This window comes from Cellulomonas sp. PSBB021 (assembly GCF_002240455.1).
Taxonomy (GTDB): domain Bacteria; phylum Actinomycetota; class Actinomycetes; order Actinomycetales; family Cellulomonadaceae; genus Cellulomonas; species Cellulomonas uda.
In genome coordinates, this window is the sequence record NZ_CP021430.1 from 1,506,383 (window position 1) to 1,529,450 (window position 23,068).

Below are 23,068 nucleotides of genomic sequence, written 5' to 3' on the forward strand. Positions count from 1 at the left end.
TCGCGTGCGACCCTCGGCGGTCCTGCCGCAAGACGTTGTCATCCTCTCGGCGGATACGCCCGGTCAGACCTTCGGCTGGTCGACCGCTCCCCCGTACCGGCGGTCCCGGCGCGCGTACTCCTCGATCGCGCGCCACAGGTGCCGGCGGTCGACCTCGGGCCACGGCTCGTCGAGGAACACCATCTCGGCGTACGCGGCCTGCCAGATGAGGAAGTTCGACGTGCGCTGCTCGCCCGACGAGCGCACGAAGAGGTCGACGTCCGGCAGGTCCGGCTCGTCGAGGTAGCGGGCGAACACCTTCTCGTTCACGCGGTTGGGGTTCACCCGGCCCGCCTGCACGTCGCGCGCGAGCGCCGCGGCCGCGTCGGCGATCTCGGCACGCCCGCCGTAGTTGACGCACATCGTCAGCGTGCAGACCGTGTTGTCCTTCGTGCGTCGCTCCGCCTCCTCGAGCTCGGAGATCACCGAACGCCACAGCCGCGGCCGCCGGCCGGCCCACCGCACGCGCACGCCCCATGACGCCATCTCGTCGCGCCGCCGCCGGATCACGTCGCGGTTGAAGCCCATGAGGAAGCGCACCTCCTCGGGCGAGCGGTTCCAGTTCTCCGTGGAGAACGCGTACGCCGAGACGTACTCGACGCCGATCTCGATTGCTCCCGCCACCACGTCGAGCAGCGACGCCTCGCCCGCCTTGTGCCCCTCGATGCGGCTCAGCCCGCGGGCGTTCGCCCAGCGGCCGTTGCCGTCCATGACGACCGCGACGTGCCGCGGCACGAACTGACGCGGGATGGCGGGGGGCCGGGCACCCGAGGGGTGCGGGAACGGGGGCTGCACGCTCGTCGACACGTCCGCCATTGTGCCGCCCGCGGGACCGCGTGCGGGACGCCTGCTACACCCGCTCGACGTGCGGCAACGAGCGCAGACGCCGCTCGAGGTGGAACTGGCTGAAGGCCGCGACGAGGCCCGCGGCCTCGCCTCGGTGTCGTTCCGCGCTCGCGTCGGCGACCACCCAGTCGCCCGAGATGAGCGCCGCGAGCAGGGCGAACGTCTCGGGAGCCGGCGACGCCGAGCCCGGCGGACGGCACCGCGCGCACACCGCGCCGCCCGACTGGACGTTGAACGCGTGGTGCGGGCCCGGCTCACCGCAGCGCGCGCAGTCCGCGAAGCTCGGTGCCCAGCCCGCGACCGCGAGCGCGCGCAGCAGGTAGGAGTCGAGCACGAGGCCCGGCGTGTGCTCGCGCGTCGCGAGCGCGCGGACCGCGCCGACGAGCAGCCAGTACTGCTGGAGCGCCGGCTCGTGCTCGGCCTCCACGAGCCGCTCGGCGGTCTCGAGTATCACGGTGCCGACCGTGTACAGCGCGTAGTCCTCGGCGATCGGCCGACCGTACGGCCCCAACGTCTCCGCCTGCGTCACGATGTCGAGGTTGCGGCCCGTCGAGAGCTGCAGGTCGACGTGCATGAACGGCTCGAGGCGTGAGCCGAACCGTGAGGTCGTGCGGCGCACGCCCTTGCCGACCGCACGCACCTTGCCGTGCTGGCGGGTCAGGAGCGTGACGATCCGGTCCGCCTCACCCAGCTTGTGGGTGCGCAGCACGATCGCCTCGTCGCGGTAGAGGCTCACCGGGCCATCCTCCCCCACGCCGCCCACGCTCGGGCGGACGGCGCGGGGAGAAGGCCCTCGGCGGGCTCAGCGCAGGTGGCGGTTGATCGCCGAGACGATGGCCTTGAGCGACGCCGTCGTGATCGACGGGTCGATGCCGACGCCCCACAGGATCTCGTCGCCGATCGCGAGCTCGACGTAGGCCGCGGCCGTCGCGTCGCCTCCCGAGGACAGGGCGTGCTCCGCGTAGTCGAGCACCGCGACGTCGACGCCGACCTGCTTCAGCGCGGCGACGAACGCCGCGACCGGACCGTTGCCCGAGCCCTCGAGCGTGCGGACCTGCCCCCGGTCGACCAGGTCGACCGAGAGCGTGTCCGGGCCGTCCTGCGCGCTCGTCGCGCGCGTGCCCTGCAGCGAGAACCGGCCCCAGGGGACGAGGCCGCCGAACTCCTGCGCGGGCGTCGCGACCTTCGCGGCCTCCACGGGCAGGTACTCGTCGACGAAGATGCGCCACAGGTCGTCCGCCGTGACCTCGGTGCCGTGCTGGTCCGTGTGCCGCTGCACCACCTGCGAGAACTCGATCTGCAGCCGGCGCGGCAGGTCCAGGTCCTTCTCGGACTTCATCAGGTAGCTGATGCCGCCCTTCCCGGACTGCGAGTTGACGCGGATGATCGCCTCGTACGAGCGGCCGACGTCCTTCGGGTCGATCGGCAGGTACGGCACGGCCCACACCACGTCGTCGACCGTGCGGCCCAGCGCCGCGGCACGCGACTCGAGGGCGTCCAGGCCCTTCTTGATCGCGTCCTGGTGCGAGCCCGAGAACGCGGTGAAGACCAGGTCGCCGCCGTACGGGTGGCGCTCGCCCACCGGCAGCTGGTTGCAGCGCTCGACGGTGCGCCGGATGCGGTCCATGTCGGAGAAGTCGATCTCCGGGTCCACCCCCTGGCTGAACAGGTTCATGCCGAGCGTCACCAGGCAGACGTTGCCCGTGCGCTCGCCGTTGCCGAACAGGCAGCCCTCGATGCGGTCGGCGCCCGCCATGTAGCCCAGCTCCGCGGCCGCCACGGCCGTGCCGCGGTCGTTGTGCGGGTGCAGGCTCAGCACCACCGACTCCCGGAAGCGCAGGTTGCGGCTCATCCACTCGATCGAGTCCGCGTACACGTTGGGCGTGGCCATCTCGACCGTCGCCGGCAGGTTGACGATGACGGGCCGGTCGGGCGTCGGCTGCCACTCCTCGAGCACCGCGTTGCAGATCCGCACCGCGAACTCCAGCTCGGTGCCCGTGTACGACTCCGGGGAGTACTCGTAGTACACCTCGGTGTCCGGGACCAGCTCCTCGTACTTCTTGCAGAACCGCGCACCCGAGACCGCGATGTCGACGATGCCGTCCTCGTCGGACCGGAACACCACGTCCCGCTGCAGCGTCGACGTCGAGTTGTACAGGTGGACGATCGCCTGCTTCGCGCCCGCGATCGCCTCGTACGTGCGCTCGATCAGGTGCTCGCGTGACTGCGTCAGCACCTGGATCACCACGTCGTCGGGGATCCGGTTCTCCTCGATGAGCATCCGGACGAAGTCGAAGTCCGTCTGCGACGCCGCCGGGAAGCCGACCTCGATCTCCTTGTAGCCCATGTCCACCAGCAGCTCGAACATCTCGAGCTTGCGGGCCGGGTTCATCGGCTCGATCAGCGCCTGGTTGCCGTCGCGCAGGTCGACCGCGCACCAGCGCGGGGCCTTCGTGATGCGCGCGTCCGGCCATGTGCGGTCCGGCAGGTCGACGCGGATCTGCTCGTGGAACGGCCGGTACTTGTGGACCGGCATGCCCGAGGGCTTCTGAGGGCTCGTCTGCTGGTAGCTCGCGCCCGTGGGGGTGACGCTCATGAGGGGACCTGCTCCTTCGGTGGTTCGACTCGGCGAGTGGTCAGCCGGCGCATCACGACACCGCGGCAGGGATCCGGCCTAGAAGGCCCCGCCGCGGCACCGAAGGAGGAGGCTCACGCGTGTGGTGCTCAGCACGTCGGTCACCTTACTCCCCCGCCCGGCGGGGTCCGCAAACCCCGCTCACGCCACGGTCGGCTCACGCCCCCAGCACGACGATGCCGTCGGCCGTCCGCCCGACGAGCAGCCCGCCCACCGCGGCGAGCTGCGTCACCTGGCGCGGCAGGTCCATCTGCCAGCGCTGCGCCCCGTCGCGCAGACCGCGCGCCGTCAACGTCGTGACCCCGTCGTCCTGCGCCGCGGTCAGCACGAGCGAGCCGTCGGTCAGCGGCGGCCAGTCCGGTGCGTCCGACGCGTCGGACCACAGCGGGGCCCCCGTGCGCACGTCGTACGCCGCGTACCGACCGCCGTCGGACGCGAGCAGGGTCGTGCCGACCACGGCACGCGGCGTGGCGCGCAGGCCCAGCGACCACAGCTCCTCACCCGTCGCGGCCTCGAGCGCGCGGATCGCGAGCCCCGTGGACACCACCACGACGTCGGGTGCCGAGTCGTCGTCGATGTCGAGGCGCGAGGGCACGGCGGGGATCGCCGGACCCTCGTCGCCGGCGCCGTCGTACAGCCGACCGCTGCCGGCCGGGGTCCACGCCGCGTAGCCGTCCCGGTACGGCAGGAGCGCCAGGGCGCGCCCGCGCCCCTCGTCGTGCAGGACGGACCCGTCCGCGAGCCGCAGCACCGCGATCTGCGCGCCGCGCACCACCGCGACCCGGTCGGTGAGCTCCATCGTCGTGCGCTCGATCGCGAGCGCGCTCGCGAGGCGCTCGTGCGACCGGTACGACCACCGCACGTCGCCCGTGCGACCGTCCCGCCGCTCGACCGCGGTCTGCCCGTCCGGCTCCGTGACCGCGACGACCACGTCACCACCGACCCGCCCGAACCCGGTGAGCGTGCCGAGGCGCGTCCACGCCCCGAGCTCCTGGCCCGTCACGGCGTCGAACGCGAGGATCCGCAGCCCGGCGGTCACCTCCTCGCCGTCCACGTAGACGGGCTCGATCAGCCCCGTGACGCACACGACGAGCGAGTCGACGCGCCCCTCGCGCCAGCTCGGGCACTGCACCGGGACGTCCTGCGCACCCGCCTGCGCGGGGGTGACGCGCGCGGTCCAGCGCTGCGCGCCGGAACCCGCCTCGTAGCCGGTGAGGTGGCGGCCCTGCGAGTCCTGCGTGACGACGACGACCGTGTCGTCGGCGACGAGCACCGTGCCGGGGCCGGGCTTGGCGGGTGCGCGCCAGCGCACGTGCACCGGGCCGTCGACGGGCGTCAGCAGGCCGGGGACCGTCACGGCCTGCTGGTAGGCGCGGTCCCGGCGCGCCGCGTCGACGGCGACGAGCACCGCCACGAGCGCCACGACGACGAGCGCGACGACCGACCAGAGCACCGCATGCCGGCGCAGGTGCCCGCGCCGGCCGCCCGGACCGCCGTCGTCGGGGACCGTGTCCACCGTGCCGTCTGCAGTGCCGTCTGCAGTGCCGGCCGCAGTGCCGGCCGTCGAGGCCGGCCCGGGGGCGTCGGTACCGTCAGCCCGACCCGCCCGGGGGCGAGCCGCGGAGCCGTCGGTGGAGCCGTCTGCGCGGCCGCCTGCGGGCGCTGAGCTGCCACGGGCGACCGTGGGCGCGGTCTCCTCGTCGACCTCGACAAGCTGCAGCTGTGCAGCCCGACGACCGCTGGACATACCGCCAGCGTAGGGGGGCCGGGCGCCGCACGGGCGCCGAACGACGATCCCGGTCCCCCGCGTCACCTGCCGGGAGCACGACGACCCGCGGGCGCCCCGTCAGGACGTCGCGACCAGCCGCATCGCGCAGTCCCCGAACATCACGACCGACCCGAGGCGCAGCCGCACGGGCTGGTCCACCGGGCAGATGACCTGCGCGCCGTCGGGGAGCGTCACGACCGTGCCGTTGGTCGAGCCGCGGTCCGCGACCCACACGCCCGACTCCTCGACCGCGATCTGCAGGTGCGTCTTGGACACCGACCGGCCGGGGTCGACCACCCGCACGAGCTGCACACCGTCCGCGGCGGCGGCCGGGTTGCGCCCGACGAGCGCGGTGCGCCGCACCTCGACCCGCTGGCCGTCGCTGATCTCCACCACCGCGACCGTCACCGTCCCGCGCTCGTGCGCGGGCGGGGGCGGCGGCGGGAGAATCCGGCGACGCGTCGACTCCACGTCCTCGTCGTCGTCCGACGGCTGCGGCACGCTCTCGCCGGCCGGCGCCTCGGCGGCCGTGGGCGCCGGCGGGGCGGGACGAGCGGCAGCGCGCGCGTGTCGAGGTCGGGGCCCGCACGGTGCGGGGCGAGCGGCGCGAGGACCAGCGGCCGCGGGACAGCACCCGTGGCGTGCGGGACGCCGGGGCCGGGCGGCGGGGGCACGGGGGGCACGGCGGGCACGGGGGCACCGGCGGCACCACCCCGACCTCGTCGGCCGGGGCGCGGAACGACGTCGTCGTCCCGGCACGCAGCAGGTCGGGTCGCGGGGGCGGCGGAGGTGCGGCCGCCGCACCGAGACCGCCCCGCACGTCGAGCACCATCGCGTGCGCCGCACGGTCGTGCCACCCCTGGCGCCGGCCGGAGGCGTCGAACAGCGGCGACAGCAGCACGACGAGCTGGCCGACGCCCACCACGAGCGAGCCCGCCGCGACCACGAGGCCGCGCAGCAGCACGCGCCACATCCCGATCGGCCGGCGGCTGCGCTCGTCCACGGTCCGCACGCCCACCAGGCGACGCCCGACCGTCCAGCCGAACCTCCCGTGCAGCACCCACTGCGCGACCGTCAGCACCAGCACCGCGGCCGCGCACGCGGGCGTGACCCACGCGGGCAGCCCCGTGTCGCCGAGCGCGGACGTGCGACCGTCGGCCGCCGCGGCCACGGACCGCGCGCCCGCCACCACCCACAGCCAGCCGCCCGCCAGGAGGGTCAGCGACGCGTCGACGACCACCGCGGCAGCGCGCCGGCCCAGACCGGCAGCGGGGGCTGCCGTCGAGTGTCGGATCACCGGGACTCCTTCCTGGACCTGCGAGCGGCGCCCCGAGCGACCGGGGCACCGTCCTGTGCGCGGCGGGCACGGCGTCGCGCCCGCACGGAGCGCAGCGACAGCCGCGCCCGGAGCCGGCCGCGCCACCCGACCGTCGCCCGCATCGTCGCGAGCGCCTCGTCGACCTGCGACCAGTAGCGGCCGACGAGCGCGTCGTCGGGCTCACCCGGCCCGAACACCGCCCGGTCGGCGCCCTGCGCGAGCGTCGCGACCCGCCCGCCGAGCTCACCCGCGACCGCGTGCCGCCGCGCTGCGGCGTCGGCGGGGGGCGTGAACGCCGCGGCGACCGCACGGGCCGCCTCGAGCCGCGTCCCGGTGGCCGGTGGGGTGCGGCGCAGGTCGACGGCGTGGTCGAGCACCTCGTCCCAGCCGCCCGCCACGCGCGTCACCGTGTCGCCACGTCGGCGCCGCCGGCGACGACGAGCCGCCTTGATCGCGCCGACCACGAGGAACGGCGCGGCGAGCAGCAGCACCGGGATGCCGACCGCGACGGCGACGACCGCGATCGTGCGCCACAGCGCCGACGCGTCGTCGTCCTCCTCGGGCTGCTCGGGTGCGGGCTGCTCCGTGTCGTCGTCGGGCGGCGTCACCGCGCCGGGCGGCGGCGGGGGCGGCTGGACGACCTGCGGGTTCGGGTCGTCCTCGGTCTCGGTCGGGTCGGTGTCGGGCGTCTTCTCCTTGGGCGGCGTCGCGTCGAACGGCACCCAGCCGTGGCCCGTGAACGCGATCTCCACCCACGCCTGGACGTCGGCGCCCCGCACGGTGACCGGCTCGCCCTCCGCCACGTCCTCGCGGGACGGCACGAAGCCCAGCACCACCCGGGCCGGCAGGCCCATCGAGCGCGCCATGAGCGCCATCGCGGCCGCGTACTGCTCGCCGTCGCCGATCATCTGGTCGGCGCCCAGCAGCGTCGCGATCCGGTCCGCGCCGTGCCCGGACAGGGAGTCGACCTGCCCCTCGAGCCCGTCGCTGTAGTAGCCCTCGTCGATGAGCCAGTCGGCGAGCGCGTCGGCGATCTCGACGGCGCGGCCCGCCTCGCGCGCCACGTCCGCCGCCGTCACGCCCACGACGTCGGGCACGCCCTCGAGCGCGGGCTGCGCGACGTCGGCGGCGGCCGACGACGTGAGGTCGTCCTCGCCGGGGACGGGCGGCACCACCGCGTCGATCTCGTACGTCGTGCCCCGGCGCAGGCCGCCGGTGAGGACCGCCGCACCCGTCGCGTCGTTGTAGCGCAGCTGCGACGACTGGCCGCGGTCGAGGTGGAACGACGTCGCCTGCCCGACCGTCGGCAGCCACACGCCCGCGAGCTCGTCGACCGTGATGCGCACGGTCCGGCGTTCGCCGCGCACGCTCGTCGGGAGCACGTCGCCGACCCGCCGGAACTCGCCCGAGCTCTGCGCGGAGCCGTCTCCCGCGACGTTCCACACGACACCGTCGTACCTGTCCATCGTCGCGAGCCGCACACGGTCGCCCGCCTCGAGGCCCTCGACGGTCAGCAGCGTCGAGTCCTCGAGGTCCTTGAGGTACCGCCGGAAGCCCGACAGCGGGCTCGCGTAGTCCCGCGGGTCGAACGGCGGGACGATCTCGTCGCGCAGCACGTAGCGCGGCTCGTCGTCGACGACCGCGGGCGACGCCAGCACGCCCGAGCCCACGCCCACCGCGGCCAGCGCACCGAGCGCGACGACGCGCCGCGGTCGCAGCGCACCCGTGCGCCACGCGGCCCACGCCGGCAGCACCAGCGCGAGCACGAGGCCCGTGAGGAGCGGCGGCACGCTCGGGAACCGGGTGCCGAGCAGGATCACGACGACCAGCACGGCGACCGGCACGAGCGCCGCGGCCGCGGACCACCGGCCGCGCACGCGCACCGCCGTCGCGACCGCGACGAGCGCGCCCACGTACGCGAGCAGCAGCGGCGCGACGAGCAGCGTGCCGCCCGAGCCGAGCGGCGGCTGCAACGTCACGACCTGCGACCAGGACGTCACCGCGCCGCGCGCGAGCGCCAGCACGGTCTGCGGCGTCGGGACCACGCCCGCGACGGTCGTCGTCGGGGCCGCCAGCGCGCCGCCCACCAGGGCGTACGTCGCGAGCGCCACCGCCACCACCGACAGCCCCGACCAGCGCGCCCACGCGCCCGCGAGCGCGAGCAGCGTCCCGAGCAGGAGGCCGCCGGCCACGGCGGGCACCGCCGTACCGCCACCGAACACCTCGACCAGCGGCCAGAGCACCAGTGCGAGCACCCCGACGAGGACCACGGCGTCGACGACGCCGTGCGCGAGCGGGCGCGGACGGCGCCGCGCGGCGGCGCGGGACCGCTGCGCGGGGGCCGCGGCGGGCGAGGTGCGCGGCCGCTCGAGCGTCGTCGTCACGAGACCACCCGCCGCAGGAGCCGGGGCAGGTCGTCGAGCGAGCCCAGGGTCCCGAGCGTGAGCTGACCCTGCGTCCGGACCGAGACCTCCGCGCCCAGCTCGCACCGCACGACGAGCGTGCGCGTGCCCGCCGGCAGGTGACGCGTGCCGAGGCGCAGGTCGCCGTCCGTCGGCACCGAACCGGTCACCAGCACCGCGACCGAGCACTGCGGCGTCTCGCGCACCACGCGACGGCCCAGCAGCGTGACGTCCGCGCCCGTCGGGTCCTGCTCGAGGCCGGAGCAGTCGTCGAGCAGCAGCGGCGGCGTGTTCACCCGCAACGACCCCGGACCCGCGAGCACCGCGAGGTCACGCTCGTCGCGCAGCGTCTGCACGCCGATCGACGCGACCGTGGACACCGCGATCTCGAACTCGTCGTCGTCCGCGTAGTCGCCCGGGCTCGTCGCGAGCGCCAGGACCGTCTGCGTGCGTCGCGTGTCCTCGAACTGCTTGACCATGAGCTTGCCGCGCCGCGCGGTCGTCCTCCAGTGGATGTAGCGGCGGTCGTCGCCCGCGACGTAGTCCCGCAGCGCGTGGAACGACATGTCCGAGTCCGACAGGTCGCGCGTCGACTGCCCCTCCAGGTCGCGCAGCAGGCCGGCGCTCGCACCGCCCAGCGCGACCAGCGCGGGGTGCACGTACAGGTCGACGGGCCGCGTCCACAGCACGCTGCGTCGCGCGATGCCCAGGGGGTCGCCGCGGACCGAGCGGACCGGACCGACGACGACGACCGCGCGCCGCGCCGTCGGGATCGCGAACAGCTCGTCGTGCGTCGCGTCCGGCGCGAGCGAAGGGATGGCGAGCTCCGCGAGACCCGCCCCGACCGGCAGCTCCAGCCGCGACGGCAGCGACCGGCGCCGCGCGGCGTTGCGGATCTCGATGCGACCGACCGCGCGCTCGCCGATCTTCACGCGGTTGTCCGCCATGTCGAGCGTCACCGCGTAGCGCGCGCGGCCGACCGTCATGAGCAGGCACGCCACGAGGACGCCGCCGAGACCCGCGCCGAGAGCCGCGAGCTCGACCCAGCCGAGCACCCGGCCCAGCACGAGGCCGAGGAGCGCGACGAGCACGCACCCCCAGCCGACGCCCGAGATCCGCATCAGGCCGCCCGCAGCACCGGGGGCGCGACCTGGTCGAGCAGTCGGGCGAGCACGTCGATCGCGGTGACGCCCGCGAACTCCGCCTCCGCGTCGAGCACCAGGCGGTGCGCGAGCACCGGCTGCGCGAGGTCCTTCACGTCGTCGGGCAGCACGTACTCGCGGCCCTGCGCGGCGGCCCAGACCTTGGCGGTCCGCACCAGCGCGAGCCCGCCGCGCACGCTCGCGCCGAGCGCCGTCTGGCTGTCGTCACGCGTCGCCTCGGTGATGCGCGCGACGTAGTCCAGCACGACGGGGTCGATGTGCACCGTCCGCGCGAGGTCGGCCATCGTGCCGACGGCCTCCGTGGTGATGCGCGCACCCAGGCCCACCGTCCGGTCCTTGGCCCCCGCGAGGATCTCGACCGTGGAGGCACGGTCCGGGTAGCCCAGGCTCGTCTTGATGAGGAACCGGTCCAGCTGCGCCTCCGGCAGCCGGTAGGTGCCCGCCTGCTCGATCGGGTTCTGCGTCGCGATCACCATGAACGGCCGACCCACCGGGTGGGACACGCCGTCGACCGTGACGTTGCCCTCCTCCATGACCTCGAGGAGCGCCGCCTGCGTCTTGGGCGAGGCGCGGTTGATCTCGTCCGCCAGCACGATCGTCGCGAAGACCGGCCCCGGGTGGAACTCGAAGCGCGCGGTCCCCTGGTCGTAGATCGTCACGCCCGTCACGTCGGACGGCAGCAGGTCCGGCGTGAACTGGATGCGGTGGTGCGTGCCCTGCACCGTCGCCGCGAGCGCCTTCGCGAGCGACGTCTTGCCCGTGCCCGGCGCGTCCTCGAGCAGCAGGTGGCCCTCCGCCACCATCGCGGTCAGCGCGAGCCGCACCGTGCGGTCCTTGCCCAGCAGCACGCGGCTGACGTTCTCCGCGAGCGCGGAGAACGTCTCCGCGAACCAGGTGCTCTGCTCGGGGGTCATGTCAAGGATCTCCTTGGATGGCGTAGGTAGGCGGCCGGCTAGGGGGTGGGGGTCGGATCCGGCGCCGGCGACAGGTCGACGACGATCTCCGCGGAGGCCTCGGGTGACTCGCCCTTCCAGTTCCGCGCGACCACTACGAGCTTGACGTCGTACTTGCGCGATCCGTTGAGCCCCAGGTTGTTGAACCAACGCTCCGTGGACGTCGACTTCGTGGCACCGCATGACTCGAACTTGCCGTCGACGTACCAGCAGTAGCGGTAGTCGTCGAGCTGCACGCCGCCGTCCGACGACGGGGGTGCCCAGGTCGCGACGACCTTGTCCGCCTCCGGATCGACACTCAGCTGGACGTTCAGCGGCGCAGTGGGAGGGTCGCCCCACCCGAACTCGGGCGAGATCGACTCGGGGTCGCCCACGAGGTCCGTCGAGTCGACGCGCGTGATGGCCGTGACGGTCAGCGTGAGGCGCGTCCCTGAGTACGCGACCCAGTTGGAGATGTCGACCCCCGTCACCGAGCCCGACTTGGTCTCCCCGCGGCGCTCCCGGCCGCCGTTCGCCGTCAAGGTCCAGGCGTACGTGACCGACTCGGCTCCGCCGCTGTCCGCCGCGTCCCACGACAGGTCGACGCTCTCCGGACGGTTGTTGTCCCCCCGGGTCGCGACGCGGATGTCGAGCTTCGACGCCTTGCCGGGGCGGGTGGTCGGCCGCGCGGTCCGCTCGTTGCTGTCGGCCGAGCCGGCGTCGTTGGTCGCGCGGACCTTGTAGGTGTGCGACGAGCCACCTGCCAGGCCGGTGTGCTCGAACGACGTGCCGTCCGTCGTCCCGATCTTGGAGCCGTCGTCGTAGATCTCGTACGTGACGCGCGCGCCACGGTCGTCCGAGCGCTCCCAGGTCAGCCGCACGGTTCCGGTGCCCGGCGGGGTCGTGGGCACTGCGAGCGTGGGCGCCGTCGGACGCCCGTACGCCTTCGCCGAGACCGGGGACGAGAGCGGGCCCCAGTCCGCCTTGTTCCGTGCCTTCACCTGGAACGTGTACTCCACGCCGTTCTGAGCCTTGAACGCGAGCGACCTGCTCGTCCCGGCGTCGAGCGTGCGCGTGCTGCCGCCGTCCGAGACGACGACCGCGTAGCCCTGGACGTCGTCCCCGTTGTCGTCGGCCGGTTCCTGCCACGACACGTCGATCTGCTCACCCAGTGCCGTGTCCGTCCGCGTCGCGGTGAGTCCCGTGGGCGCGCTCGGTGGGCCCGCAGGCGTCTCCGGGCCCGAGGAGGGCGACCACGGGCTCGGCGTCTCGAGGTCGTTGTACGCCCGGACCCGGACCGAGTACGCGGTGCCGTTCTCCAGCCCGCCGATCTTGATGCCGGTGGTCGTCGACGTGCGCGTCGCCCCACCGCTCGGCGGCGTGGGCGAGATCTGCACGTCGTACTTCGTGATCGACGAGCCCCGCGAGGCCGCTGCCGGCCAGCTCCACCGCAGCCACCCGTCGCCGAACGCCTCCACGTCGACGCGCGTGGGCGCGTCGGGCACGGCGTCGGGCACGGCCTCACCGGACGGTGCGCTCTCCTGCGACCAGCCGACCTCGTTCTGGGCCGCCACGGTGAACGTGTACGTCTGCGCGTTGGTCAGCCCGTCGAACGTGCACGTCGTCGACTTGCACGTCGTCGACAGCCCGCCCTTCGTCGTCAGGCGGTACCCCGTGATCGCCGCGCCGCGGCTGTCGGGCGCCGTCCACGACAGGACGACCGTCTGGTCGCGGGACTCGACGACCTTGGGCGCGGTGGGCTGGTCCGGCACCCCGCGGACCTTGAGCGTCACGCGGCCGTCGACCTCACGGTCGGCCTCGTCGATCACGTCACGCACGCGGTAGCGCACCACGAGCGTGCCGATGAAGCCCTCCGCCGGGGTGACCGTGACCCGCGACGCCGTCGCGGCGGCCGTGCCCTGACCGGACTCGACGGTGGCACCGACCACGCGCAGGGGCTCGGGTGCGAAGGGGTTGAACGCGCCCTCGAGCACGTCGAGCGTCTCGGCCTTGCCCTCCTCGGCCTTCTCGACCGTCCAGTCGAGCACCTTCGCCTTGGGCCGGGTGCTCGCGATCGCGCGCAGGTCGATCTGGGCGTCGAGCTTGCCCGCGCGCCCGTACCCGATCGTGAGCTGGAGCACGCCGCGCGTGCCCTTGTCGGTTGCGAAGTCCGCGCTCACGGCCAGCATCGAGCCGTCGACCGTCGCCTTGAAGCCGGCGGGCACGGCACCGGAGATCGCGTACGTGTACCGACCCTCCGCGGGCTCGGTGCCCTCCGGGGTCTGCGTGAACGCGCGCAGGTCGACGGTCTTCGCCGGGTCGCCCGGCGCCACCTCGACGGCGGACGACAGGAACGACGGCGGGTGGTTGTCGACCGCGAAGACCTCGATGGGCAGCGTGAGGTAGGCCGTCCGCGCCGACGTGTCGTTCGCGGACGTCGCGTCGGTGACGGGCATCGTGACCGACGCCGGTCCGGAGTACTCGTCGGCCGGCGTGAACGTGACCGACCGGCCGTCCTTCGCGATCTTGACGGTGCCTCGCGTCGCGGAGACCTCGAGCGGGTCGCCGACCGACGGCTGACGGCCCTGCGCGACCTTGATCTGCTCCTCGAGCTCGATCGTGAGCGTCTCGCCGGACGCGACGCGCAGCGCCGGGGCGCCCGGGCGCAGCGACGGGCGGATGAAGCCGAGCGGGGGACCGTGATGAACGCGAAGGCGTTGGCCCGCTCGGGGTCGCGCACGTTGACGAGCTCGAACGGCAGGGTCTGCGTCTGGTCGGACAGCGTGACCAGCACCTTGCGGTCGCCCGTGACCTTCGCGACCGACGCGACGGACGCCGGGATCCGGACGTCGAGGTCGCTCTCCGGTCCGCTGGGGTTCTGGGCGGTCGCGAGCACGTCGACGACGACCTCGGTGAGCCCGAACGTCTCGGTCGCGGGCACGACGACGTCCTCCGCGACCGGCGGCAGCACGGCGGCGTCCGCGGTCACCCGGACGGTCAGCACCGCGGAGTCCTGCCCGCCGCGCGAGTTCGTCACCGTGTACAGGATCTGCAGCACGGTCTCCTCGTCGGGCGCCGTCACCACGACGCGGCGGCCGTTGATCACGGCGTCGACGCCCTCGTCGGCCTCGATGCCTGCGAGCGTCAGCTCGTCACCGGAGTTGTCGACGTCGTTGGCGAGCACGCGGACCTCGATGCGCTCACCGGGCCGGATCGTCACCTCGTCGTCGCGCGCGACCACGGCGGCCGCGTCGCTCGGACGTGGGCTGATGCCGACGCGGATGGTCCCCACCGCGCGCTGGCCGACCCAGTCCTCGACGGCGTACTGGAACTCCTCGGTGCCGGTCGAGTCGGCGTACGCCTCGTACTCGATCCAGTCCGGCCCGACGGCGCGCACGCGTCCCTTCGTCGTCCCGCTCGCGAGCCCGAGCAGCGCGACGCCGTCGCCGTCGGGGTCGATGCCGATGAGCGGCACGTCGATGCGCACGACCTCGCCCGCGAACACGCGCGCCTCGAGGTCGCGGGGCTGCGGCGGCGCCTTCGACGACGGGTCGGACTCGTGCACGCGCACCGTCACGGCCGCTGCCGTCACCGCGCCGGTCGAGTCCTCGACCTCGAACACCGCACGCGCGGTGACCGGCTTGGACGGCGCCTGGTAGCGCAGGACGTCGCCCGAGACGAACATCAGCCCCTCGCCCTCCCCGAGCTCCTCGACCAGCGCGCGGCGCAGCGTGAGCGCGTCACCGTCGGGGTCGTAGGCGTTCTCGAGCACGGGGATGGTGACCACGCCACCCGTGCGGACCGTCGCCTCGATCGGCTCGACGACGGGCGGCTGGGTCGACGACGTCGGTGGCACGGGCTGCACGACGATCTGGCCGGTGGCGGTCTTGCTGCCGTTCGAGATCGTGTACGGCAGGACGACCACGCGGTCGAGCGTGCGCTCGGAACGGATCTGGACGAGGTGGTGGTCGAGGATCGCGACGCTGAGGCCGTCCGCGTCGGCGGTGTCGACCGACTGCAGCACGAGCAGCCCACCGGCGGGGTCCGAGTCGTTGGCGAGCGGGTCGATCGTGACCTCGCCGCCCGCGGGCAGGAACGCCCGGTCACGCACCGCGACCGGCGGCTCGGCCTCCTTGGGCCACTCCCGCACGTCGATGCGCGCGAGTCCGGTCGCCTGCTGCGGCGGGGCGGCGATCACGAACTTCACGTAGTACGAGCCGGTGCGCGGCGCGGCGAACGTGAACGTGCCGGCCTGCAGGTCCGTGGTGATGGTGGCGCCGGTGACCTCCTCGACCGATGCGAGCCGCGCGGGCTCGGCGCCCGTCGAGCGCACCGCGTCGAGCGGCTCGAGCAGCACCGGCTGGTCCACGTAGGTGACCGCGTGCACGGGGTCGATCTGCGGGGCGAGGGAGCCCGCGGAACGCACGTCGACCTCGATCGTGCCCGCCGTGGGCTCGAGCGACGAGCCGTCGGAGACCAGGACCGTGACGGTCGCCCGGCCGAGCTTGCCGCCGTCCGCCCGGAACGTGATGGTCCCGTCCTGGCGGAAGCGCACCGTCCCGATCGACGCGTCCGTCGTGGCGCCGACGAGCACCATGTCGTCGCCGTCGGGGTCGTGGAAGTTCGCGAGCGCGTCGTAGCGCGCCTGTCCGCCCTGCTCGACCTCCATCGCACCGCGACGGTCCTCGACGGGCGCGGTGTTGTCGCCGTCACCGTGGACCTCGAGCGTGACGGTCGCGGTCGACGGCGCGGACGTCCCCCGGCCGTCCTCGATCGTGTAGGAGAACTCGACGGAGCCGCCGGCGTCGCCGTCGACCTCGACCTGCAACGCCCGCCCGCCGTAGATCGACCGGACGCTGCCGAACTCGGTCGGCACCTTCTGGGACTCGAACTCGCTGACGACGAGGATGCCGCAGTCGGACGAGGAGTCGTTCGCGAGCACCGGCAGCACCGTCGTCCGGCCCGGGCGCACGCCGAACGTGTCGTCCTTCGCGACGGGCGGCGCGGTCTCGGCGGAGCACTCGGCCTGCAGCTCGCTCGAGCTGACCTCCGACTCGTTCTTGTCGTCCGTGGACTCCGGGTCCTTCTTCTGCTTGATGTCCTCCCAGTTCAGGGTCCGCAGCTCGGTGTCCTCCTGCGGCTCCCAGACCCGGCCGCGCACGGCGTCGTTGAGCACCACCTGCGACCGGTTCACCCGGAAGACGAGCGCGTCCTGCGCGGACATGTCCTCGAGCGCGAGCTCCACGGGGGCCGCACCGTCGCACAACCGCTGGTAGGAGCCCTGCGCGGACGCCCATGCGCCGTGCGCGCAGCTGCCGACCTGCACGGGCGCGGCGGGCTTGCCCGAGCCGTTCGACGGGTGCTCGATCGGCGACCCCCCGTCCAGCGGCACCTCGACCAGCGCGGTGTCGCTCGCGACGAGCACGCGCGACGACGCCGGCCCGGGCTGCTGGAGCGTGAGGTTGGTGCCGGTCAGCTCGACCGAGCCGTGCCGTGTGACCACCGTGCTGCCGCGCAGGCCCACGGGCTCGTCGCCGACGGCGGTGAGCTGGTCCAGCTCACCCTCGCCCAACGAGCCGTCCTGCGAGACGCGCGCGTCACCGCCCGCGACGCCGACCTCGGTGACCGCACCGTCGGCGGCGACCCCGTAAGCGACGCCGTCCGTCCCGACGACCGCGCGAGCGCCACGACCCAGCTCGGCGTCGGGCTCCCCCTCCCCCGGCCGCATCGAGTCGAGGTCCGACAGCGCGCGCACGTGCAGCCCGCCCTCGGCGTCGACGAGCGACAGGACGCCCGCCGTCATCGACACCGCCGAGTCCTGCCGCAACGACGGCTGCACCCCCGCCGCGGCGACCTGCGTGGTGAGCGACACCGATGCGGGGTCGACGACCGAGATCCGGCCGGGCTCCACGAGCACCACGTCGGCGCCGTCCTGGAGCACGTCGAACGTGCCCTGCTCGGCGACGAGCCCGGCGTTCAGCTCGTCGACCTGCACGTTGTAGCGGCCGAGCTTCTGCTCCTGCGTGGCCGTGAGCCAGACCGCACCGTCGTTGAGCTCCACGCGCGCGAGCGGGAAGCCCGGGTTCAGCAGCGCGAGCACCGCGACGACGGCGGGGACCGTCACGGCCGCCGCGGCGGTCGTCACGTTGCGACGCGACGTCAGGCCCCTCATGCGCAGGCCTGCGCGGGCTTGGCGGACGCGCGCCGGTCGGCGCGCACGATCGACACCTCGACGCACACCTCGTCCCCGGCTCGCGCGGCGGGGATCGTCACGGTGGGCTCGTCGACCACCTCCAGCTCCGGCTGTCCGGTCACCTTCAGCACCCCCCACAGGTAGTGGTCGTCCGGCTTGGGGTCAGGGTTCACCCAGGAAAACGTCACGGCCCCCGACGCGTCGCGCACGCCCTCGAGCGAGTGCGGCGCGGGGACGACCGCCTCGACGGCCGTCCCGTCAGTCGGGGCGAAGTCCGTGTCCCCCGGGCGTGGCTCGGGGTCCCCACCGCCCAGTGCCGCGGCGGCGACCACGGCCAGCGCGGCGAGCACGACAGCACCCGAGACGAGCGCCGCGACGGTGCGGCCGCGCGCGGGCGCCTCGTCGTGCTCGACCTCCCCCAGGGGCACCGGCTGCGGCGGTGCGGGGGGCGGCGCGAGGAAGCCGGGTCCCACCGGCTGGGGGCCGTGCTGGAGGTCGTGCTGGGCGTCGTGCTGGACCGTGACCGGGCCCCGCACGCGCGTCTGGGCGTCGTCGGTGGCGGCGGCCGGCGGGGCCGACGAGATCTCGACGATCGAGCGCAGCCGCGTCGCGTCCGCGGCGCCGCTGTCGGACTGCGGTGCCGCGGGCTCGACGACGCCCTCGTCCAGCAGGTCCAGCGGCGTGACGGGCAGGCGCAGGTCCGCCTCGATCTGCTGCAGCGCGCGGCCCAGCGCGGCGGCCGACGGGTGCCGGAGCTCGGGCACCTTCGCCATCGCGCGCTCGAGCACCGCCTGCAGGTCCGCGGGCACGTCGTCGCGGCCCGTGGGCGGCAGCGGCGCGCGCTCGATGCGCGCGACGAGCTGCTGCGCCCCGTTCTGCCCGCCCGGGATCTCGAACGGCGTGCGGCCCGCGAGCAGCGAGTAGAGGGTCGCCGCGAGCGAGTACACGTCGGACCGCTCGTCGCCGTGCGGGTGCTCCGCGAGCAGCTCGGGGGGCGACCACGGGATCGACATCCCGACCGTCGCCCCGGCGCCCTGCCCCGTGGTCGCGGCGATGCCGAAGTCCGTCAGCGCGGGCCAGCCGAAGTCCGTGGTGAGGACGTTCGCGGGCTTGATGTCCCGGTGCAGGATGCCCGCGCGGTGCGCGGTCTCGACGGCCGACGCCAGGCGCACGCCGATGCGCAGCACCTCCGGCACCGCGATCCGCTCGGAGCGGTACCGCTCCGCGAGCCCCGGCCGCGAGCAGTACTCCATGACCAGGTACGGCCGTCCGTCCGACGCGATCGCGGCCTGGTAGACCGTGACGATCGACGGGTGGTGCGACAGCTGGGCCATGAGGTTGGCCTCGGTCTGGAACCGGGCGCGCACCTCGTCGTCCAGGCTGCCCGCGAGCAGCACCTTGACCGCGACCTCACGTCGCGGCAGCTCCTGCCGGTACAGGAAGACGTCAGCGAAGCCGCCGAGGCCGAGGGTCCGCACGTGCGCGTACCCGGGCAGCGTGGGCGGTGCCGACGCCTCGCGTCTCGCGGTCATCGGCGCGCACCCGCGCAGCGCGCGTCGGCGCGTGCCGTGGTGAGGGAAGTCATGCCGTGACCGTCACCGCCCGGCCTCCACCGTGAACGTCACGCCGTCACCGAGGTCGACGACCTCGCCCGGCACGACGACGCTCGCCTCGCCCGGGTGCAGGCGGCGCGCGCCCTCGCCCTGCCGCGTGACGTGCACGCCGTTGGTCGAGTGCAGGTCCGTGACGAGCACGTGCTCGCCCTCGGCGCGGACCTCGGCGTGCGTGCGCGAGATGTCCTGCTGCGGGCTGGGCACCGCGACCAGGCGCGGGAGCTCGCGGTTCGTCACGCGCGCGACCTGCGGCGCGCGCCCGAGCAGCACGGTCCGGTCGAGCGTGACCTCCACGCCGGTCGACAGCACGAGCCGCGGCGGGTCGGGCTGGACCACCGGCTCGGGGACCGTGAACGGGCCGGGCGTCGCGCCCTCCTGCGGCCACTGGGCCGCCCACGCGGGCAGCTGCTCGCGGATCTGCGCGAGGTCCGACGACAGGATCGTCAGACCGTCGTGGTCGTCCTGCGACGCGGGCCCGACGAGCGTGCGGACGTCGTCGACGGTCGACTCGACGTCGGCCTCGGGGGTGCCCAGCGCGACGAGCGCGGGCACCGGCTCGGGAGCGGGCGGCGCCGGGAGCACGGGGAGGTCCGGGACCGCCGGGACGTCGGGCACCACCGGGCTGACGTGGGTCGGGGTCGCGTCGGTCGGGGCGTCGCCGGGCTGCGCGTCGGCGCGCTGCGCCGCGTCCCGGCCCTCGGCGGACCCGCTCTCGTCCGCACCGGCCCCGCCGCGGGGGCCCTCGTGCGCGGCCTCGTCGGGAGCAGCCTCGTCGTCACCCTCGTCAGCGGCGGTCTCGTCGGCGGCGGCCTCGTCGGCGGCCTCCTGCTCGAGGGCGTCCGTGCCGGTCGCCGCGGTCTCGGCGGCGGCCGGCGCGTCGGGCTCGGTGCGCTGCGCGGGCACCTCGACCGGCTCGTCCAGCGGGGCGCCGAGGATCGGGGCTCCGGGCGGGGGCAGCACCGGCGAGGTGGGCGCGAGCGGCGCCGGCGGCGCCTCGATGACGACGTCGTCCGGCTCGACGGCGGGCTCGGGAGCGGGCTCGACGACGCGCTCCGCAGCGGGCTCGACGACGGGCTCGACGGCCGGCTCGGAGCCGGGCTGCGCGGCCGGGTCCGGGGTCGGCTCGTCGCCGGCCCCCACGGCGACCGCGCCGGTCGCCCCGTCGCGCGCCTCGTCGTCCGGGGCCTCGTCGTCGGGGACCTCGTCGGCGCCCTCGACGAGCACGACGCTGAGCACCGACCCGGACGCGACCCCGTCCGCGAGCGGCAGCGGCGTCCCCTCGTCGGACGCGTCGTCGCCCAGCAGCCGCACCCAGGTGACGTCCTCCACGACCTGCTCGCTCCACGTGCCCACGTCCCCCGACCGCAGCGTGCGCGGACCGGAGGCGGTGCCGACCTCGGCGGTGACGTCGCCGCGCAGCGCGAGGTGCGCGCGGTCGCCGTCGAGGTGCACGAGCGCGAAGGCGGGGAGCCCCGCGAACCCGTTGCGGGCCAGCACGACGAGCGCCGCGAGCAGACCGTCCGGCGACGCCTCCCACACCGCGCGAGCGGTGGCGGGCGCGGCGGTCGGGCCGAGCAGCGCCACGAACCCGGGGCGCGACACGGCCGTCCACCGGCCGGGCAGGTACTCGGGGACGCTCATGACGTGACCTCCTCGGACGACGGGTCGCCGGCGCCGGGCGCCTGCGTGGACGAGCGGCGGGCGCGGGGCACCGTCGCGCCGTGCAGCATCTCGTCCCACAGGTGCGGGCCGAGCTGCGAGCCCGCGCGGGGGACGGTGATGTGCACGTCGTCGAGCGCACCGACGGACGTGGCGACGTCCACGACGACCGCGCTGACGTTGTCGCGGGCGCCCGCGTCGAGCGAGCGGCGGACGAGCTCGTTGGCCGCGTCCTGCGCGTCGGCCACCTGCGACAGGACGGCCTCGATCTCGCCGTCCCCGAGCTCACGGGTCAGGCCGTCGGTGCAGATCAGGAGCCGGTCGTGGAGCCCGGCGGGCAGCAGCCAGTAGTCGGGCTCGGGCTCGTCGCCCGTGCCGAGCGCGCGCGTCAGCACGTGCCGCTCGGGGTGCGTGTCGGCATCGGCGGGCTCGATCCGGCCCTGGTCCAGCAGCTCCTGGACCACGGAGTGGTCGACGCTGACCTGCTCGAGCGTGTCCTCGGCCCACCGGTACACGCGCGAGTCGCCCACGTTGAACACGAGCCAGTAGGCCGTGTCGTCGTGCACCGTGACCGCGACGCCCGCGACCGTCGTCCCGCCCTGACGGCCGCCGGTGAACTCGCCCCGGATGCGCGCGGACGTGCGCGAGAAGCACGAGTGGATGTCGTCCGCGGTCGCGGCGCTCTGGCCGGCGAGCTGCGCGAACTCCTCGACCGCGATGCGGCTCGCGAGGTCCCCCGCGTCGTGACCGCCCATGCCGTCGGCGACCAGGAACACCGGCGGGTAGGCCAGCAGCGCGTCCTCGTTCACCTCACGGATGAGACCGCGATCGGTCGCAGAACCCCACGACGTTCGCACGCGAGCCCCTCTCCGCCTCGAATGGTGCCGGGCCGCCGGGTGGCGGCCCCCACATGGTGCCTCACCAGGGCGGCGCTGGAGTATCACCGCCCGAAAGGCGGTCGATCGTCCGGTGTCGACCTGATCGCTCGGGGCATCCTAGATGCCCAGCTGGTACACACCCCAGTAGGCGAGCACGACGAGCAGGACGGCGGACGCGCCGACCACCCCGACGAGCGCGACGGTGCGCGCGGCGCCGGGCGCGATCGGCACGTGCTGCGCGCGGTTGCGCACGATCGAGCGGGACAGCAGGCACGCGACGGCGACGACGAGCACGCCGACGACGCGGATCGCGAGCCACAGGCCCGTGACGACGAGCCCGTTGCTCGAGTAGTCGAGCGCGAGCCGGGCGATCACGAGGATGTACCAGACGAACGCGACGGTGGTGACGACCGCACCGGCGCCGAGCGCCGCCGTCCACCGGGCCACGCCCGGCGCGAACCGGCGCCCGGACCGCTGACCGCCGCGACGGACCGCGGCGAGCTCGGCGCCGCGCGAGACGGGCACGACGAGGCCCGCGAGCAGCACGACGGCGCAGGACGCGATGATCGTGACCGCCACGACGTCGCCGTTGTGCAGCCAGCGCGGCTCGGGCACGGGCATCGCGAGGAACGTCTGGTTGGGCTGGTCGCCCGCGATCTTCGGGCTGGCGCCGGCCGTGCCGGGCAGTCCGACGACCCAGCCGGTCATGTCGTGCAGGAACGCGGGCACGATCCGGTCGTCGACCCGGATCCCGTGCGACGCACCCTCGTAGTACCGCACCGTGACGTCGCTGTTCCCCGCGATCGCGGCGTCACGGATCACCTGGACGGCGCCCTGGACGATCGGCATCGACGAGTCCCCGGTGCCGTAGACCATGAGCACGGGCTGGGTCAGGCGGCGCTGGTAGGACGTCGCGTCGAAGTCGACGTACTCGAAGCCGCCGCCGGGGATCGCCATGCCGACCGCGCGCGGGATGGCGCGGAACACGCCGTGCGGCACGCCGGTCGCGCGCAGGTACGCGTCGGCCGCGAACGCGGCCTGCTGGCGCGGCGGGACGACCGGCGCGGAGACGAGCACGACGAACTCGAGGCCGGGGTCCTGCGCGGCCATGACTGGCGCGATCCAGGCGCCCTCGCTCTCCGCGTACACGCCGACCCGCTCGGGGTCCACCTCCGGCAGGGAGCGCAGGTAGGCGACGGAGCGCGCGTAGTCGTCGGCCATCGCCACGTAGTCGCGGTGCCGCAACGTGTACGTGTCGAGCCGCTTGTTCGGCACGAGCGTGACCACACCGGCCTCGGCGAGCGCGCGCGCCTGCTCGTGGAACGCGTCGGAGTACGTCCCGGTCCCGGCGCCGTGCACGAAGACCACCGCGCGCGCGGGCCCGCTCAGCCCGACCGGCACGGTGAGCTGGGCCTCGACGGTCGCGCCGTCGAGCTGCACCGAGACGACCTCGCGGCGCACGTCGTGGTGCTCGGTCGCGGGGGCCTGACCGATCGCGGTCGACGACGTCTCGACCGTGAGCGGGTCGGTGAGCGGCACGGGGTCCCACTGCGGCCCCATGACGGCGCCGAGCACGGCGAGCACGACGACGCCGAGCACGGTGCTCGCGAGCACGCGGTACG

14 protein-coding genes and 1 pseudogene are annotated in these 23,068 nt (G+C 74.5%); all 15 read right to left on the reverse strand.

All coding sequences use genetic code 11. The annotated features are described in order from the left end of the window. Nucleotides 1-63: 63 nt before the first annotated feature. Complete coding sequence (locus CBP52_RS06820; RefSeq protein WP_094180339.1) at nt 64-855, reverse strand: isoprenyl transferase; 792 nt, start codon at nt 853-855, stop codon at nt 64-66. Nucleotides 856-889: 34 nt separating this feature from the next. Next, nucleotides 890-1,621, reverse strand: a complete 732-nt coding sequence (recO, locus tag CBP52_RS06825; protein ID WP_094180340.1) for a DNA repair protein RecO — start codon at nt 1,619-1,621, stop codon at nt 890-892. A 66-nt stretch (nt 1,622-1,687) separates the two neighbouring features. Further along, a complete protein-coding gene (gene leuA / locus CBP52_RS06830; protein ID WP_094180341.1) occupies nt 1,688-3,481 on the reverse strand; it encodes a 2-isopropylmalate synthase in 1,794 nt (597 codons plus the stop codon). A gap of 196 nt (nt 3,482-3,677) precedes the next feature. Then, nucleotides 3,678-5,036, reverse strand: coding sequence for a PQQ-binding-like beta-propeller repeat protein (locus CBP52_RS06835; RefSeq protein WP_198303540.1), 1,359 nt, complete (start codon nt 5,034-5,036; stop codon nt 3,678-3,680). Nucleotides 5,037-5,366: 330 nt separating this feature from the next. Further along, on the reverse strand, nt 5,367-5,789 hold the full coding sequence (locus tag CBP52_RS17535) for an FHA domain-containing protein (protein WP_157732526.1): 423 nt from the start codon (nt 5,787-5,789) through the stop codon (nt 5,367-5,369). 346 nt (nt 5,790-6,135) lie between these two features. Further along, nucleotides 6,136-6,585 (reverse strand): annotated as a pseudogene (locus tag CBP52_RS18670) (RDD family protein); the annotation flags it as partial. Further along, complete coding sequence (locus tag CBP52_RS06850; RefSeq protein ID WP_094180344.1) at nt 6,582-8,990, reverse strand: transglutaminase domain-containing protein; 2,409 nt, start codon at nt 8,988-8,990, stop codon at nt 6,582-6,584. The pseudogene CBP52_RS18670 and the gene CBP52_RS06850, both read right to left, overlap by 4 nt. Further along, nucleotides 8,987-10,129, reverse strand: a complete 1,143-nt coding sequence (locus CBP52_RS06855) for a DUF58 domain-containing protein (RefSeq protein ID WP_094180345.1) — start codon at nt 10,127-10,129, stop codon at nt 8,987-8,989. The genes CBP52_RS06850 and CBP52_RS06855 overlap by 4 nt, the downstream gene beginning before the upstream one ends. After that, the gene (locus CBP52_RS06860) at nt 10,129-11,085 is read right to left on the reverse strand and encodes a MoxR family ATPase (protein ID WP_094180346.1); all 957 of its coding nucleotides are present in this window, start codon (nt 11,083-11,085) and stop codon (nt 10,129-10,131) included. The genes CBP52_RS06855 and CBP52_RS06860 overlap by 1 nt, the downstream gene beginning before the upstream one ends. A 38-nt stretch (nt 11,086-11,123) precedes the next feature. After that, a complete protein-coding gene (locus CBP52_RS18180) occupies nt 11,124-13,292 on the reverse strand; it encodes a fibronectin type III domain-containing protein (RefSeq protein ID WP_232514764.1) in 2,169 nt (722 codons plus the stop codon). After that, nucleotides 13,280-17,275 carry an Ig-like domain-containing protein gene (locus CBP52_RS17855; protein WP_198303541.1) on the reverse strand — a complete coding sequence of 1,332 codons (3,996 nt, stop codon included), beginning with the start codon at nt 17,273-17,275 and terminating at the stop codon, nt 13,280-13,282. Before CBP52_RS17855 ends, CBP52_RS18180 begins: the two co-directional genes overlap by 13 nt. After that, complete coding sequence (locus tag CBP52_RS06870; RefSeq protein ID WP_094180348.1) at nt 17,272-18,828, reverse strand: serine/threonine-protein kinase; 1,557 nt, start codon at nt 18,826-18,828, stop codon at nt 17,272-17,274. Before CBP52_RS06870 ends, CBP52_RS17855 begins: the two co-directional genes overlap by 4 nt. Nucleotides 18,829-18,891: 63 nt before the next feature. Beyond that, nucleotides 18,892-20,550: an FHA domain-containing protein gene (locus CBP52_RS06875; RefSeq protein ID WP_094180349.1), complete on the reverse strand. Its 1,659-nt coding sequence runs from the start codon at nt 20,548-20,550 to the stop codon at nt 18,892-18,894. Beyond that, entirely contained in the window at nt 20,547-21,377 is an 831-nt protein-coding gene (locus CBP52_RS06880) for a PP2C family serine/threonine-protein phosphatase (protein ID WP_232514689.1), read from the reverse strand. The genes CBP52_RS06875 and CBP52_RS06880 overlap by 4 nt, the downstream gene beginning before the upstream one ends. Nucleotides 21,378-21,563: 186 nt before the next feature. Continuing rightward, entirely contained in the window at nt 21,564-23,060 is a 1,497-nt protein-coding gene (locus CBP52_RS06885; RefSeq protein WP_232514690.1) for a S9 family peptidase, read from the reverse strand. Nucleotides 23,061-23,068: the final 8 nt, after the last annotated feature.

Bases quoted from the DNA above. Each gene is read 5' to 3' on its own strand.
- CBP52_RS06820 (WP_094180339.1), bottom strand. From the start codon at position 855: ATGGCGGACGTGTCGACGAGCGTGCAGCCCCCGTTCCCGCACCCCTCG.
- leuA (WP_094180341.1), bottom strand. From the start codon at position 3,481: ATGAGCGTCACCCCCACGGGCGCGAGCTACCAGCAGACGAGCCCTCAG.
- CBP52_RS06855 (WP_094180345.1), bottom strand. From the start codon at position 10,129: ATGCGGATCTCGGGCGTCGGCTGGGGGTGCGTGCTCGTCGCGCTCCTC.
- CBP52_RS06860 (WP_094180346.1), bottom strand. From the start codon at position 11,085: ATGACCCCCGAGCAGAGCACCTGGTTCGCGGAGACGTTCTCCGCGCTC.
- CBP52_RS18180 (WP_232514764.1), bottom strand. From the start codon at position 13,292: ATGCTGGCCGTGAGCGCGGACTTCGCAACCGACAAGGGCACGCGCGGC.
- CBP52_RS17855 (WP_198303541.1), bottom strand. From the start codon at position 17,275: ATGAGGGGCCTGACGTCGCGTCGCAACGTGACGACCGCCGCGGCGGCC.
- CBP52_RS06870 (WP_094180348.1), bottom strand. From the start codon at position 18,828: ATGACCGCGAGACGCGAGGCGTCGGCACCGCCCACGCTGCCCGGGTAC.
- CBP52_RS06875 (WP_094180349.1), bottom strand. From the start codon at position 20,550: ATGAGCGTCCCCGAGTACCTGCCCGGCCGGTGGACGGCCGTGTCGCGC.